Raw genomic sequence first — 14300 nt, 5'->3', positions numbered from 1 at the left:
CACGTGCGCACCACGGGTGGGCCGGCTGGTGCTGGTGGTGGGTGGGTTGGTTAGGTGAGGATGGCTGCTCCGGTTGTTTGGTTGGTGTGTTCGTCGATGAGGATGATTCCGCCGAGGGTTTTGTTGTGGTGGTAGGGGTCGTAGATCAGGGGGGTGGTGGTGTGGAGTGTGATTTTTCCGATCTCGTTGACGGTCAGGGTTTGTGCCGGGTTTTTGGTGAGGGTGTTCACGTCGAGGCGGTAGTCGAGTGTGTCGATCACGGCGCGTGCGGTGCGTGTGGTGTGTTTGATCAGGGTTTTACGGCCCGGGGTGAGGGGGGTGGTTTCGTCCATCCAGCATACGAGGGCGTTCAGTTCGCGGGTCACTGTTGGTGTGTCGTGGGGGTGGCAGAGGAGGTCTCCGCGGGAGATGTCGAGTTCGTCGGCGAGTTGGACGGTTACCGACATGCCGGTACGGGCCTGGGGTACGGGGCCGTCGGGTGCGTCGATTCTGGTGATGGTGGTCGTGGCTCCGGATGGCATGACGAGTACGGGGTCGCCGGGGCGCAGTGTTCCTGATGCCAGTTGGCCGGCGTATCCGCGGTAGTCGGTGATGCGGGTGGACTGGGGGCGGATCACGTACTGGACGGGCAGGCGTGCGCCCGTGTTGTTGTGGGCGGGGGTGGTGGGTGTTTCTTCGAGGTGGGTGAGCAGGGGTGGGCCGTCGTACCAGGGCATGTGGGGGGAGGGGTGTACGACGTTGTCGCCCTTGAGGGCGGATACGGGTATCGCGGTGACGTTGCGTGCTCCGAGTTGTTCTGCGTGGTCGGCGAACTGTGCGCGGATCTGTTCGAAGCGGTTCTGGTCGAAGTTGATGAGGTCCATTTTGTTGACGCACAGCACCAGCCGGGGGACGCCGAGGAGGGTGCACAGGTAGGCGTGTCTGCGGCTTTGTTCCACGAGCCCTTTGCGGGCGTCGACGAGGATCAGTGCCAGGTCGGCGGTGGACGCCCCGGTGATCATGTTGCGGGTGTACTGGGTGTGGCCGGGGGTGTCGGCGATGATGAATTTGCGTCTGGGGGTGGAGAAGTAGCGGTAGGCGACATCGATGGTGATGCCCTGTTCGCGTTCCGCCCGTAGTCCGTCGGTCAGCAGGGAGAGGTCGGTGTAGTCGTCGCCCCGTACGGCGGACAGGGCTTGGACGGCGGCGAGTTGGTCGTCGTAGAGTGATTTCGAGTCGTACAGCAGGCGGCCGATGAGGGTGGACTTTCCGTCGTCCACCGATCCCGCGGTGGCGAATCTCAGCATGTTCACTAGAAGTACCCTTCGCGTTTGCGGTCTTCCATGGCGGACTCGCTGACTTTGTCGTCGCCGCGGGTCGCCCCGCGTTCGGTCAGGCGGGTGTTGAGGATTTCTTCGATCACCGCGCCGGGTGTGGTGGCGTCGGAGGGTACGGCGGCGGTGCAGGAGGCGTCACCGATCGTGCGGTAGCGCACCCGGGCGGTGAAGGGCTTCTCGCCTGGGCGGGCGGGCAGGACTTCGTGGACCGCGTAGAGCATGCCGCCGCGGTCGACCACGGTGCGTTCGTGGGCGTAGTACAGCGAGGGAAGCTCGATTTCCTGGCTCGCGATGTAGTGCCAGATGTCGAGTTCGGTGAAGTTGGACAGGGGGAAGATCCGGATCGATTCCCCGGGTCTGATGCGGGTGTTGTAGAGGGACCACAGCTCGGGCCGCTGGCCCTTGGGGTCCCATTGGCCGAACTCGTCGCGGAAGCTGACGACGCGTTCTTTCGCCCGGGCTTTCTCCTCGTCGCGGCGGGCGCCGCCGAACAGTGCGCCGAAGCGGTGTTTTCCGATCGCGTCCAGCAGAACGGGTGTCTGGATCGCGTTGCGCATGCCGGACGGTGGTTCGCTCACCAGGCCGCAGTCGATGTGGTCCTGTACGTGGGCCACGACGAGCCGTGCTTCCAGCTCGGCCGCCAGTTTGTCGCGCAGCTCGAGTACTTCGGTGAAGTTGTGCCCGGTGTCGACGTGCAGCAGGGGGAAGGGGAGCCGGGCGGGTGCGAAGGCCTTCTGGGCGAGGCGGAGCATCACGATCGAGTCCTTCCCGCCGGAGAACAGCAGGGCGGGGCGTTCGCACTCGGCGACGACCTCGCGCAGGATGAAGATCGCCTCGGCCTCGAGGGCGGCGAGATGCCCCGCGCCGGCCGGCCCCGTGATGGTTGGCCCGGTGCTGGTTGGCCGGGTGTCGCTCGGCCGGGTGTCGCTCGGCCGGGTGTCGGCTGGTCCTGTGCCGGCCGGTCCCGTGCCGGTCGGCCCTGTACCGGTCGGCCCTGTGCCAGTTGGCCCCGTGTCGGTCGGCCCTGTGTCGGCCGGTCCCGTGCCGGCTGACCCCGTGCCGGTCGGCCGGGTGCTGGTTGGCCGGGTGCGGGTGTCTGCCTGTGGTGGTGCGGTGGGTGGTTCGAAATCACTGGAAGGAGGCAGCATGCTGGTTCACTCCCTTGGAGGGTGGTGGCGGATCGCCGTCGTCGTACGGCCCCGGCTCGGATCCGGGCCCGGGCTCGGTTTCGGCGGGGCGGGGCAGTACCCGGCGCAGGAGCGGACCTGTCATGGCGGTGGTGATCAGGGCCATGCAGACGAACATGGCGAACAGTTCGGGGCCCAGCACACCCAGCTCGACGCCCAGGTTGAGCACGACGAGTTCGGTCAGGCCCCGGCAGTTCATCATGACGCCCAGTGCCAGGGCCTCGCGCCGGGTATGGCCGCCGATCGCGCTCGCGGCGGCGCTCGCGCTGGCTACTTTCGCGACGACGGCCACGACGGTGATGAGCAGGCACGTCCACCAGGCGCCGGGGCTGTTCAGTGCCCCGAACTCGGTGCGCAGGGCGATGGTGACGAAGAACAGCGGGAGCATGAACCACACGGTGATGCCCTGGATCCTGCTGGTCAGATCTTTGATCAACGGCGAGTTCCGCGGCATGATCACGCCGGCCATGAAGGGTCCGAAGATCGCGTGGACTCCCATGCGGTCGGTGGCCAGCGCGGCGGCGAGTATCAGGCAGATGAGGCCCGCGCACAGGCCCACCCGGGACATCCGGCCGTTCTCGGCCCGCCGTACCGCCCAGGCGACCAGCGGCTTCACCACCCCGAGCATGATCACTGCGAAGGCGGTGACGAAGACGATCGCCAGTGCGGCCGCGAGGAGCGAGGTGCCGCGCACGGTGGCGATCACGACGGCCAGCAGTGCCCAGGCGGTGACATCGCCGACCCCGGCCGCGGTCATCCCGGTCGCGCCCAGCGGAGTGCGCAGCAACCGGTGCTCGGACAGGATCCGTGCCAGTACGGGAAACGCGGTGATGGACAGGGACAGGGCGGTGAACAGCAGGAACGGCACCAGGCCTGCGCTTGTGGGCGGGTAGTGCCGGTAGAGCCACCAGGCGAGGACCAGGCCCGTCAGGAAGGGCAGTGCGATCGAGGCGTGCCCGATGACGAATCCGGCCGGACCGCTGCGCCGCAGTGCCCCGGAGGGGAGTTCGGCCCCGACCAGGAACATGAAGAACACGACGCCGAACTGGGCGAGTGTGTCCAGGTGCGGCAGGATGGACACCGGGAATATCCATTCCTGTGCCTGGGGTGCGAGGGCGCCGAGCACCGAGGGCCCCAGGGCAAGTCCGGCCGCCAGTTCTCCCACCACCGCGGGCTGGCCGCAGCGGCGGGCCGCGGCCCCGCCGAGTGCCGCGACGGCGACGACCACCGAGCTCGCCACGAGCAGCCGGTACATCAGCTCACCGCCCAAGGCGGCGGGCGCCGGCGGGTTGCTGCTGCTCGTGCTGCCCGTGAGCCACAGGACCGTGCATACGGCCCCCGCCACCGGCAGGAGCACCAGGGCGGCGTAGGTACTGAGGTAGCGCCTCATCCTCGAGCCCTGTTCGAGGAGGGGGTCGCAGACTGTGCGGAGCACCGGCCGGCCCGTAGGGGCCGGTGTCGGTGACGGGCCGGCCGAGGGGGGTTCACATCATGGGCATGCTTGCAGTGGTCTCCGGTGCGGCGACCGGCATCGGGCGGGCGGTGGCCGCGGCTCTGGTCGCCGAGGGCGCCGACGTGGTGATGATCGGGCGCCGTGCGCAGCGTCTTGCGGCCGCGGCGGGCGAACTCAACGCCGGCCTGGCCACCGCACGGGCCCGGGCGGTTGTGGCCGACCTCAGCGTGCCCGCGCAGGTCGAGCGGGCGGCGCAGGAGATCACGTCGGCCGGGCGCCCGGTCGATGTGCTGGTGAACAACGCCGGCGGCAACTTCGCCCCGTATCCGCCCACGGACCTCGAAGCGGTACGTGAGGACTGGCTCGCCAACGTCACGGGCAATGTTTTGCCTGCCGTGCTGCTCACCCACGCGCTCGTGCCCGCGCTGCGCAGCCCCGGCGGGCGGATCGTCACGGTCGGTTCGGTTGCGGCTTTCCGCGGGCCCGCCACCTACGGGGGTGCGAAGGCCGCCCTGCACCCGTGGTCCTGGGAGCTGGCCCTGCAGCTGGCGCCCCGGGGCATCACGGTCAACGTGATCGCGCCCGGGTACGTCCAGGACACCGAGTTCTACAGTGAGCGGATGTCGCCCGAGTTTCACGCGGGCCGTGCCCGGCAGGTTCCGATGGGCCGTGGTGGCACGGTGCAGGAGATCGCCGCCACGGTGGTGCATCTGGCTTCCCCGGGTGCGGGGTTCCTCACCGGTCAGATCATTCAGGTCAACGGGGGTGCTGTGCCGGGTCGCGGCTGACCGGCCGTCCCGGCCCCCGGGCCTCATACGCAATCCTTCGTGGCGAGCAGTTTGCGGGCCTCGGCCACGGTGCGTGCGGTGAGTACCGAGGAGGCTCCCAGGTAGCTCGCCGGATCGAAGATCGCGTCGAGTTCGGTCTCGGTCAGCTTCCCGCGGATCGCCTCGTGTCCGTCGATGAGGCTGCGTACCAGCTGTCCCTGTTCCTGGGCCTGCTGGGTGATCTCGTAGACGATCTCGTGGGCGTGCTGCTTGCCGATCTGCTCGCCCAGGGCCAGCATCAGCCGTTCGGACATCACATGGTCGGCGATGGCCGCGGTGTTGTGGGCCAGGCGCAGTTCGTGGACGACGAGTCCGGTGACGCTCTCCTGCAGCATGGTGCACGCGGCGAGGCAGTAGTGCGCGACGTCGGGTATGCAGGCCCATTCGATCCGCAGGGCCCGTGCGTCGCGCTCGTGGTCGCCGATCAGCGCGGCGAGGGCGGCGCCGACCTGCGCACCGGCGAGCCGGGCCATCACCACGACCTGCTCCAGGCGCTCGGGGTTGCGTTTGTGCGGCATGGTGCTGCTGCCGACCTTGCCCGGTTTCCACGCCTCTGTTACTTCGCCGAACTCCGGCCGGGACAGGGTGCGCAGTTCGTCCGCGATCCGCGCGAACGTGCCGGTGATCATGGCCAGGGTGCTGACGAACTCGGTGGGCCTGTCGCGCGCCGCGTGCCAGCCGGTCGTCGGCACCCCCAGTCCCAGGCGCAGCGCGAACCGTTCCAGGAGGGCGGGGCCCTGCACACCGAACGAGGCCATGGTCCCCGCACCGCCGAACAGCTGCGCCACCAGGACGCGGCTGCGCAACTGCCGGAGCCGACCGTGGTGGCGCAGCAGTTCGTCGGTCCAGCCGGCCACTTTGAGGCCGAAGCTCATGGGCAGTGCGGGCTGTGCGTGGGTGCGGCCCAGCGACACGGTCTCCGCGTGCCGCTCGGCGATGTCGGCCAGCGCGGTGATCAGGGAGGCGAGCTGGGCTTCCAGGGTGTCCAGGACGTCGCGGATCTCCAGGCTCTGTCCGGTGTCCTGGATGTCCTGGGTGGTGGCTCCGTAGTGGATGAACTGCCCGGCATCGGGGCCGCAGGCGTCCTCGAAGACCCGCAGGAGGCCGACGAGGGAGTGCCCGGAGCGTTCGATCTCCTGCTGTACCCGGTCGAGGTCGATGAGTTCGACGGCGCGGGCGGCGGTGGCGGCGATCTTCTCGGCCATGTCCTGGGGGATCATGCCGAGTTCGGCCTGGGCCAGGGCCAGTGCCGCTTCGATGTCCAGCCAGCGCTGGTTGCGGCAGACGTCGCAGAAGATGCGGCGGCTGTCGGGCGAGGCGTAGCGGTTGCCGTAGAACCGGGAGTCGGTGATGTGGCCGCGTTCGTGCGTACAGGGTGCCAGGGAGGTCTCGGGGTGTGCGTGCGTGGTCATCGTCTTTCCCTTCGAGCAGCTGCAAGGCGGGCGTGGGACAGGGTCAGACGCCGCTGGGTGTGAGGTAGGGGCAGTGGCCGTAGGCGGCCCCGTCCGGGTCGACCGTGGAGCGGGCCGCGAGGCGCAGGGCTGCCCGGCGGGGTGTCTCGGCGTTGCTGCGGGCGGTGACCGTCAGGTCGTCCACCAGCTCGCGCGCCAGATACGCGGATCTGGTGAGCACCTGCGCGGCCGTGGGCACGGTCCGCGGGCCGAACAAGACCTCCATCGAGGCGGATCCGCCGATGCCCCCGATGAAGTCGGGCACGACGAGCACGCCGCGGGTGTGCAGTATCTGCTCCACCGCTTCGCTCAGCCCGTGATTGGCGCCCACCACCACCGCGGGGCAGGGCAGGGCCGCGGCACGCTGCGCGCCGATCGCGTCCGCCCCGGCGGCCAGGACCAGCACATCGGCCGGTACGTCGAACAGTGCGTCGCCGGACGGCAGGAGCAGGTCGGCGCCGAGGTCGGGGACGGGCGTCTGGGGGTGGCTGTTGAGCAGCCGGGCCAGGTCGAGCCCTTTGGGGTCCCCGATGCAGCCGTGCTCGTCGGCGATCGCGGTCACCCGTACGCCCTCGTCGAGGAAGGTGTACGCGGCCGCCCGGCCCAGGGTTCCGAACCCCTGGAGGGAGGCGGAGATCTGTCCGCCGGCCCCGGCCGCCCGGGCGGCGGCGATCGCGCAGTGCGCGAGCACGTGGCCCGCCCGCCGCCGGCTTAAAGTCAGCATGCCCACGCGGTCCTCCAGGCGCGCCATGCGGGTGAAGAACTGGTCGTCGGTGAGGCCCTGGGCCGTCTTGATGGCGTACTTGACGGAGGGAATGCCCTGGGCGGCGGCCAGCCGCTGGAGTTCTTGGAAGTCGGTGCCCATGTCCGAGCCCATGCTGAACCGGTTGCACAGTTCCTCGCGCAAGAAGCCGAGGAATCCGCTCAGGGCCTGCTCGGCGCCCGGCCCGCGCGGGGCGTGGTCGATCCCGCATTTGGCACCGTTGACGTTGAGCCCCAGGACCCGCTGTTTGAGGGTCATCCGCTCGGCCAGGGCGCTCAGTTCCTGTGCGCTCATCCCCGGGCGCATACGGCATCCTCCCGCCGCCAGGGGGCCGGCCGAGCTGTCGTACGCCAGCCAGCCGCGTACGCCGTCGGGGCTCTCGTAGGTGAGGATGTCGGTCATCGTTGTCCTCTTCTCGGCTTGTGTCTCGACTGCTGTCCGTGCCGGTCACGCAAGGAGGGCCACGATGTCGCGGGCGGTGACCACGGCCCGGGGCAGGCCGCCGTCCACCGCCACGGCGGCACCCGCGTCGCCGAGAGCCGGCATCGCCCGGCTTGCCAACTGCCCCACCCCGATGGGCGGCAGCGGTGCGCACATGTGTGCGCCGACCTCGTCGTCGGGCTCCAGCAGGCCCTTGACGAGCCGCTCGGCCAGGGCGCTCTCGGTCAGGACACCGGCGATCTCCGCCAGCCGCACCGGTGGCTGCGCGGAGGCGACCAGCAGATGCGTCAGCTCCCGCTCGCGCATCAGCTTCACCGCGTTGACCACGCTCTCGCGGGGGTCGACGAAGACCAGCGGCCGGCTCTGTGCGCGGCCGGCCAGCAGATCGCGGATCCTGATTCCGGTGCCCGGCTGGTCCGCGAAGCCGAAACGCTCCACCCAGTCGTCGTTGAAGATCTTCGAGAGGTATCCGCGGCCCGAGTCGGGGATGAGGACGACGATGATGTCGTCGGGCCCGCAGGTACGGGCCACAGCGAGCGCCGCGGCCACTGCCATGCCCCCGGACCCGCCGGTGAGAATGCCCTCCTCGCGGGCCAGTTGCCGGGTCACAGCGATCGAGTCGCGGTCGGACACCGCGATGATGTCGTCGGGGACTGCCGGGTCGTAGGAGCCGGGCAGGGACGGCTGCCCGACTCCCTCCACCGCGTACGGCCGGCCTCCGCCGCCGGAGTAGACCGAACCCTGGGGGTCGGCGCCGACGATCCGCACCCGCCCTGCGGAGACCTCCTTGAGATAGCGCCCGGTGCCGGAGATGGTGCCGCCGGTGCCGACGCCCGCGACGAAGTGGGTGACGGCGCCGCCGGTCTGCGACCAGATCTCGGGGCCCGTGGAGCGGTAGTGCGAATCGGGGTTGGCGGGGTTCGCGTACTGGTTGGGGGAGTACGCCCCGGGGAGCTCGGCGGCCAGCCGCGCGGCCGTGCTCCGGTACGAATCGGGGTGGTCCACCGCCACCCGGGACGAACAGATCCGCACCTCGGCGCCGTACGCCCGCAGTACCGCGATCTTGTCGGGCGACACCTTGTCGGGGCAGGTGAACACGCAGCGGTAGCCGCGCTGCTGCGCGACGAGCGCCAGGCCCACGCCGGTGTTGCCCGAGGTGGGCTCGACGATGGTTCCCCCGGGGCGCAGCCGCCCGGCCTCCTCCGCGGCCAGGACCATGCGCAGCGCGATCCGGTCCTTGGCCGAGCCGCCGGGGTTGAAGGACTCCAGCTTGGCCACGATCGTCGGCGCCAGGCCCTCGCCCAGGCGCCGCAGCCGTACCAGAGGGGTGTCGCCGATCAGGTCGAGGATCGAGTCGTGGCTTCGCACAGGTGTGGTCTCCGCTTCCGGTCACTGTCGGGGTGCCGTGGCCGCCGGCGGCCCGCCGGCCCGCCGGTGGGGGCCGGCGTGTTCCAGGCTGGTGCGCACCTCGAGGACCGCGGGGCCGCCGTGGGCCAGGGCCTTGGCCAGGCAGGGGCGCACGTCCGCCGCACAGTGCGCGCTCAGGCCCAGCGCGCCGAAGGACTCGGCCAGCTTGGCGAAGTCCGGGTTCGCCAGATCGGTGGCGATCGTCCGGCCGGGGAAGTCCTTGTCCTGGTGCAGGCGGATGGTGCCGTAACTGTTGTTGTTCGCGACGATGTAGACGAGCGGCAGACCGCGCTCGCAGGCGGTCATCAGCTCGCCGCCGTTCATCAGGAACCCGCCGTCGCCGACCACGGCCACCGTCGGTGTGCCGGCGGCGCGCAGCGCGGCGCTCACCCCGGCGCCGACGGCGAACCCCATGGAGCTGGAGGTGATACCGAGCAGCCGGCCCCGGTCACCGAAGCGCAGATGACGGTACGTCCAGCTGGTGAAGGTGCCGGAATCCACGACCACGGTGACCTCACCGCCGGTGAGATCGTCCAGCGCCGCCGCGACAGCTCCGAACACCACCCCGTCACCGGCCTCCAGCGGATGCCACTGGGCCTTTTGCGTCTCGATGGCGTGCAGTTGGGCCGTCCACCGGTCGCGTCCGCCGTCCGGATCGCAGGCCGGCCAGCCGGCCAGCTGGCGCAGGAACGCCACGGGGTCCGCGGCGACGCCCACGGCGGGCCGGTGGAACAGGCCGATCCGTCCGGCGTCCGGGTGGATGTGCACCAGCGGCTGGTGCGGTTCGGGCGCCGCCGGGAAGCGGCGGCGCCTGGTGGTGACGTTGTCGAGCCGGGTGCCGACCGCCAGCACCAGGTCGGCCCGGTCCAGGGCGGCGAGCTGGCCGGCCTGGGTGGAGTTGTGCAGATGGCCGGCGTAGGACGGGTGCCGGTTGGACAGCAGGTGCTGGTTCTTGTTGCTCGTCACGACCGGCAGACGGTGCCGCTCGGCCACCGCGCGCAGCAGCGCACGGCCCTGTTCGCCCTCCAGACGCGCACCGGCGAGCAGCAGCGGCCGGCGGGCGTCTCCCAGCAGCTCCTGGATCCGCGAGGCGGCGTCCGCGTCGGGAACCGACCGGCCCGGGTCGGTGCGCCGTGAGGGGACGCCGACCGGGTCGGGCAGCGGCCACACGTCCTCGGGCACGGCCAGGACCACCACACCGGGGGTGCCGGATTCGGCCGTGCGCACGGCCCTGGCCACGAACTCCGCGGCGGCGCCCGGTTCCCGCAGCGTCCACACCGCCTTCGCCATGGCCCCCAAGTGCCGTCCGAGGTCGAGGTCCTGGAACGGCTCGCGATCCGCCTCGTACGTCGGCACCCCGCCGACCAGCAGGACCAGCGCGGAGCCGTCCTCCGCCGCGGCGTGCACCGCGACGGCGGCGTTCGCCGCCCCCGGCCCCCGGCTGACCAGGCAGATACCCGCCCGCCCGGCCAGCTTGGCGTCGGCCAGCGCCATGAACGCGGCCGACCCCTCGTGCCGGCAGGTCACCACATCGATCTGCGGCATGTCGTACAGGGCGTCGAGAACGGGCAGATAGCTCTCCCCCGCCACGCAGAACACCCGGTCGACGCCGTGCTCGCGCAGGCTGGCCGCCACAGTGCGCGCCACGGTGGGCACGGCCTGCGTGCGGTCGGTGGTCACGGATGTCGTCACGCTGAGTCTCCTCGGCAGCTAACAGGCAGCAAGTAGCAGAAGGGGGTGGGGGCGGGGGCGGGCCTGGGTCCGCTCAGCTCGCCGACGGCGGCAGATACGCGGCGGTCGCGGTCTGCGGCGGATGGATGATGGCCGAGTCGTCGAAGCTCTGCTCGTACTCCTGGTACTGCAGCAGGGCCAGCTCCGGGGCGTTGTGATGCCAGTGCGCCGGTCCTCGCTCGAAGCGCAGCCGCCCCTGCCAGGTGGGGAACTCCATCGCCTCCAGCGCGTCCAGGAGATCCTCGCGGCTGTCCGAGCGGGCCGCGTCGAGTGCGGCGGCGATGATGGTGACATCGGTGAAATGCGTCAGCGCGGTGTCCGGAGGGAAGGTCCCGTAGCGCTGCACATAGCGGTCGATGAACCAGCGGCCGATGTCGGTCAGCCCCTCCCAGGACGGGCGGTAGCGCATGCCCGGCCACATCGTGCCGACCCCGGCCTTGCCCGACAGGCGCCAGAAGTCCTCCGAGCGCAGCGGGAAGCCGAAGGTGACCATCATCGGGGTCTGCGGCCGCAGGCCCACCTCGATGGCCTGCTCGACGATCATGTAGTTGGTTTTGATCACCGCGCCGTTGATGAAGAGGTCGGGGCCGAACTCCTTGATGGCCCGCAGCTGCTCGCGGAAGTCGGTGGTGTCGTCCTGGGCGAAGTCGAAACGCAGGAACTCCATGTTGTGGCGCTGCGTGCCGTACTCGACCAGGGTGTCGGCCATCTGCTGGCCGAAGACCGTGTCCGCGGCGATCAGCCCGATGCGCCGCATCCCGGCCGCGGCGGCGAAGTCCAGCATCACCGGCACCCGGTCGGCGATGGAGAAGTACGAACGAAAGACATTGCGCCGCTTCTGCGCGGTGATGAGGCTGTGCCCGTTCTCGACGAAGATCGGCACGTCGTAGCGGCTCGCCACGTCGACGACCGACGGAGTCGTCCGCAAGTGCCACTGCCCCAGAGCGGCCACGACGTCGTCGACCAGGGCGAGCTTGACCATCTGGGCGGCCGAGGACCTGGCCATGCCCTCCTGGGCGGCGGTGGCCTGGTCGTCGTAGAGGACGAACTCGACCTGCCTGCCCCCGCGTACGCCGCCGTGCTCGCGGACGTACTCCGCGCCCAGGCGCGCACCGCGCACCACCAGTTCGCCCGCGGTGCCGTCGCCGGGCTCGTTCAGGGGGGTGACGATGCCGATGCGCACCGGGTTGCTGCCCGCGTGCTGGTTGACGGCCTCGATGTCGGCGCGGGCGCGCTGTTCGTGTGTGGTGCGGTCGGTCGTCACTTCAGTGTCCTCCTGTGTCGGTACGCATTTCAGAAACCGAACTCCGTCAGGTACGGCGCGAACCGCTCCTCGATGGCCCGCCCGGTGAGCCCGAAGTCCTCCGGCGCATAGGCGTGAGGGCCGGTCGTCGCGTCGTTCTCCGCGGCCATGAAGGCCGTCATGCGCCGCCGGGCCTCGGCCGTCAGCGGCACGCCGATGTAGTCGCACACGCGCTCCGCGGCCCCCAGCGGGTCCTTGACGACGTCCGAGAAGCGCAGGTCGAGCGGCCCGCCCGCGGCCGGACCCCCGCCGCGCCGCAGGGTGTTGAGCGCCTGGGACGCGTAGTCCAGCCAGTACCGGCCGATCTCCTCGCGGTCCACCTGGCCGGAGCGCGCGCCGCGCACGGTCGCGGTGAGGCTGCACACGCTGGGCACCGCCACCGACGGGGAGCGGTGCAGCCGGACCACCTTGGCGTCCGGGTAGACCCGGGCCAGGTCGTCGGGGTGCCACAGGTGCGAGGGGCACTTGAGCAGGACCGGGTTGCCGCCGCGCCGCCGCAGCACGCACTGGAGCTGTTCCTTGTGGAAGGCGTAGGCCGGCGCCATGGACTGCTCGCGCAGCCAGCGGGCGTACGAGGGGACGCGGTAGCGCAGCGCGTAGATCGAGTGGCGGAAGGAGTTGGCCGTCAGCCGGTGGCACTCCTCCGGCAGCCGGGCCCGCAGCAGATGGATCGACCTGAAGTCCGGCGCCGCCCGGTAGTACTCGTCGATGTACGCCTCACAGGCGGCGACCAGTTCACCGGGCTCCTTCGAGGAGGCCGGCGCCATCGTCTCCCACAGCGCGGGCGAGCGCAGGTCCGGATGCTGGGCGAGCAAGTGCTGCAGGAACGTGGTCCCGGTGCGCAGCAGACCGGTGATGAACACCGGGCGGACAGCAACGTCGCCGATGCCCGGGTCGGCGGCCCTCAGACGTGCGAGACGGATCTGCGAGACGAGCGAGGCCACGAGCGCCGACCGCGCGCGGACCCGGCCCTGCGTGTGCAGCCGCGCCTCGGTGTCCAGGGAGCCGGTCAGCCGCCCCAGGTCGTCCAGAAAACGCAAGGGCACCTTTTCCTCCGGGTCCGCGATACGACGTGCCGTGGCGACCAGCGAAGCCGGATCAAGGTCTGCCGGCTGCGCAGAGGAATGATCAGCCGTACCCAGGCTCATGCACTTCTGCCTTCTGTGGAGAGTTTCGCTCGAGGATTGCCCGGGCGTCGTTTTATTTACGCTCGAGCCTCACGGGAGCAACGGTAGATCAATGTGTCTGACATGCCGCTGACGAATAACTGACCATGTTCGAACGCGGAAAGCCTTGCAGATGCCTCAACTGCTGTGCGATAACTAATGGAAAACTGAAAGAACCAATGGCCCGACGTGAATGGAGGCAAGAATGACTGAAGTCGCGACAGAGGCCGACATCGCACTGGAAGCTATTCAGAAATATACCGTCGCGGATAACCCGAGCGCTTTCCTCGCACTCAACAGCGGAAATAGTTATTTCCAGTCCGAGAATGCACCCGGGGTTATCGTCTACCGGGCGACGGGGCGTTTCCTGGTGCAATTCGGAGGGGTGTTCGCGCCCGCCGGATCCCGGTCGCGACTGCTGGCGGACTTCGTCGCCTTCGCACGTGAGCAGGGGCGCGAGATCGTGTCCGTGCAACTTCAGGGTGCCGACGCCGGCCCCTACCTCGACCAGGGATTCACGGTCAATCAGCTGGGCTCTTCATTCGCCAGGGACCTTCAATCGTTCAACCTGCGCGGCACCGCGTTCATGCAATTGCGCAACAAAATCTCCCGCTCGCTGCGCAGCGGCCTGCAGATCAGTGAGGTGCCACTGGGCGACTGGTACGACCGGATGCAGGAGCTGGACACGAGCTGGCTCGGGACCAAGGGCGAGGCGGCCAAACCGCTGGAGTTCCTCGTGGGCGAGTACGGCGGTCCCTACCAGCCGCTGCGCCGCTTGTTCGTCGGTGTGCTCGACGGCAGGCTCACCGGATACATCACCTACTCACCCGTCTACGGTTCGAGGCCCGGCTGGCTCCACGACCTCACCCGTCGCCTCCCCGACTCCCCGCCCGGGGTGATGGAGGCGATCAACAAGGCCGCCATCGACACCTTCATGTCGGAGGGCGCGCGCTGGCTGCACTTCGGATTCACCCCCTTCACCGCGCTGGACGCGGCGCCGCAGCTGCCGGGGCACAGCCGGGCCTTCCACTGGTTCATGGGCCACCTGTGGAAGTACGGCGAGGGCGTGTACCCGGCCCAGACCCAGCTCGCCTACAAGGAGAAGTGGGCCCCCGACCTCGTGCTGCCCGAGTACGTCGCCTTCCAGAACGGGGCGAGCATCCCCGCCCTGGTGCACATCTTCCGCGCGTGCAACGCCGTCTGACAACGGCGCCCCGCACAGCGCTCACCCGATGCACAGCCTCAAGGAGGAGCA

General features: G+C 69.8%; 11 protein-coding genes. 2 read left to right on the top strand and 9 right to left on the bottom strand.

Annotation, left to right across the window (positions count from 1 at the left end; all coding sequences use genetic code 11):
- Positions 1-50 precede the first annotated feature (50 nt).
- From AC1P0E_RS00235 to AC1P0E_RS00225, 3 genes are all read right to left on the bottom strand, one after another.
- Positions 51-1286, bottom strand: a complete 1236-nt coding sequence (locus AC1P0E_RS00235) for a sulfate adenylyltransferase subunit 1 (RefSeq protein ID WP_482745603.1) — start codon at positions 1284-1286, stop codon at positions 51-53.
- 5 nt (positions 1287-1291) lie between these two features.
- Complete coding sequence (cysD, locus tag AC1P0E_RS00230) at positions 1292-2197, bottom strand: sulfate adenylyltransferase subunit CysD (RefSeq protein WP_482745602.1); 906 nt, start codon at positions 2195-2197, stop codon at positions 1292-1294.
- A gap of 247 nt (positions 2198-2444) precedes the next feature.
- The gene (locus AC1P0E_RS00225) at positions 2445-3938 is read right to left on the bottom strand and encodes a cation:proton antiporter domain-containing protein (protein WP_482740100.1); all 1494 of its coding nucleotides are present in this window, start codon (positions 3936-3938) and stop codon (positions 2445-2447) included.
- Positions 3939-3994: 56 nt separating this feature from the next.
- Between AC1P0E_RS00225 and AC1P0E_RS00220 the strand changes: the two genes are divergently transcribed.
- Entirely contained in the window at positions 3995-4744 is a 750-nt protein-coding gene (locus tag AC1P0E_RS00220; RefSeq protein ID WP_482740099.1) for an SDR family NAD(P)-dependent oxidoreductase, read from the top strand.
- Positions 4745-4767: 23 nt separating this feature from the next.
- Here the strand turns inward: AC1P0E_RS00220 and AC1P0E_RS00215 are convergent, their stop codons facing one another.
- From AC1P0E_RS00215 to AC1P0E_RS00190, 6 genes are all read right to left on the bottom strand, one after another.
- Positions 4768-6195, bottom strand: a complete 1428-nt coding sequence (locus tag AC1P0E_RS00215) for a class-II fumarase/aspartase family protein (protein ID WP_482740098.1) — start codon at positions 6193-6195, stop codon at positions 4768-4770.
- A gap of 43 nt (positions 6196-6238) precedes the next feature.
- Positions 6239-7399, bottom strand: a complete 1161-nt coding sequence (locus tag AC1P0E_RS00210; RefSeq protein ID WP_482740097.1) for a Glu/Leu/Phe/Val dehydrogenase dimerization domain-containing protein — start codon at positions 7397-7399, stop codon at positions 6239-6241.
- A gap of 45 nt (positions 7400-7444) precedes the next feature.
- Positions 7445-8806 carry a pyridoxal-phosphate dependent enzyme gene (locus tag AC1P0E_RS00205; protein WP_482740096.1) on the bottom strand — a complete coding sequence of 454 codons (1362 nt, stop codon included), beginning with the start codon at positions 8804-8806 and terminating at the stop codon, positions 7445-7447.
- Positions 8807-8827: 21 nt separating this feature from the next.
- The gene (locus tag AC1P0E_RS00200; protein WP_482740095.1) at positions 8828-10537 is read right to left on the bottom strand and encodes a thiamine pyrophosphate-dependent enzyme; all 1710 of its coding nucleotides are present in this window, start codon (positions 10535-10537) and stop codon (positions 8828-8830) included.
- Between the two features lie 73 nt (positions 10538-10610).
- Positions 10611-11840: an ABC transporter substrate-binding protein gene (locus AC1P0E_RS00195; RefSeq protein WP_482740094.1), complete on the bottom strand. Its 1230-nt coding sequence runs from the start codon at positions 11838-11840 to the stop codon at positions 10611-10613.
- 29 nt (positions 11841-11869) lie between these two features.
- Positions 11870-13027, bottom strand: a complete 1158-nt coding sequence (locus AC1P0E_RS00190; RefSeq protein WP_482740093.1) for a sulfotransferase family protein — start codon at positions 13025-13027, stop codon at positions 11870-11872.
- A gap of 223 nt (positions 13028-13250) precedes the next feature.
- On the opposite strand from AC1P0E_RS00190, the gene AC1P0E_RS00185 reads away from it, so the two are divergent.
- Entirely contained in the window at positions 13251-14249 is a 999-nt protein-coding gene (locus tag AC1P0E_RS00185) for a bifunctional lysylphosphatidylglycerol flippase/synthetase MprF (RefSeq protein WP_482740092.1), read from the top strand.
- The last annotated feature ends 51 nt before the right edge of the window (positions 14250-14300 follow it).

It is taken from the genome of Streptomyces sp. TRD_SC_5, from assembly GCF_056836825.1.
The sequence above is the reverse complement of the archived record's forward strand: the minus strand, read 5'-3'. Positions and strand labels throughout refer to the sequence as shown.

What these genes read in the sequence shown, in the direction of transcription:
- AC1P0E_RS00235 (WP_482745603.1), bottom strand. Translation starts at nt 1,286, where the DNA reads ATGCTGAGATTCGCCACCGCGGGATCGGTGGACGACGGAAAGTCCACC.
- AC1P0E_RS00220 (WP_482740099.1), top strand. Translation starts at nt 3,995, where the DNA reads ATGGGCATGCTTGCAGTGGTCTCCGGTGCGGCGACCGGCATCGGGCGG.
- AC1P0E_RS00215 (WP_482740098.1), bottom strand. Translation starts at nt 6,195, where the DNA reads ATGACCACGCACGCACACCCCGAGACCTCCCTGGCACCCTGTACGCAC.
- AC1P0E_RS00210 (WP_482740097.1), bottom strand. Translation starts at nt 7,399, where the DNA reads ATGACCGACATCCTCACCTACGAGAGCCCCGACGGCGTACGCGGCTGG.
- AC1P0E_RS00190 (WP_482740093.1), bottom strand. Translation starts at nt 13,027, where the DNA reads ATGAGCCTGGGTACGGCTGATCATTCCTCTGCGCAGCCGGCAGACCTT.
- AC1P0E_RS00185 (WP_482740092.1), top strand. Translation starts at nt 13,251, where the DNA reads ATGACTGAAGTCGCGACAGAGGCCGACATCGCACTGGAAGCTATTCAG.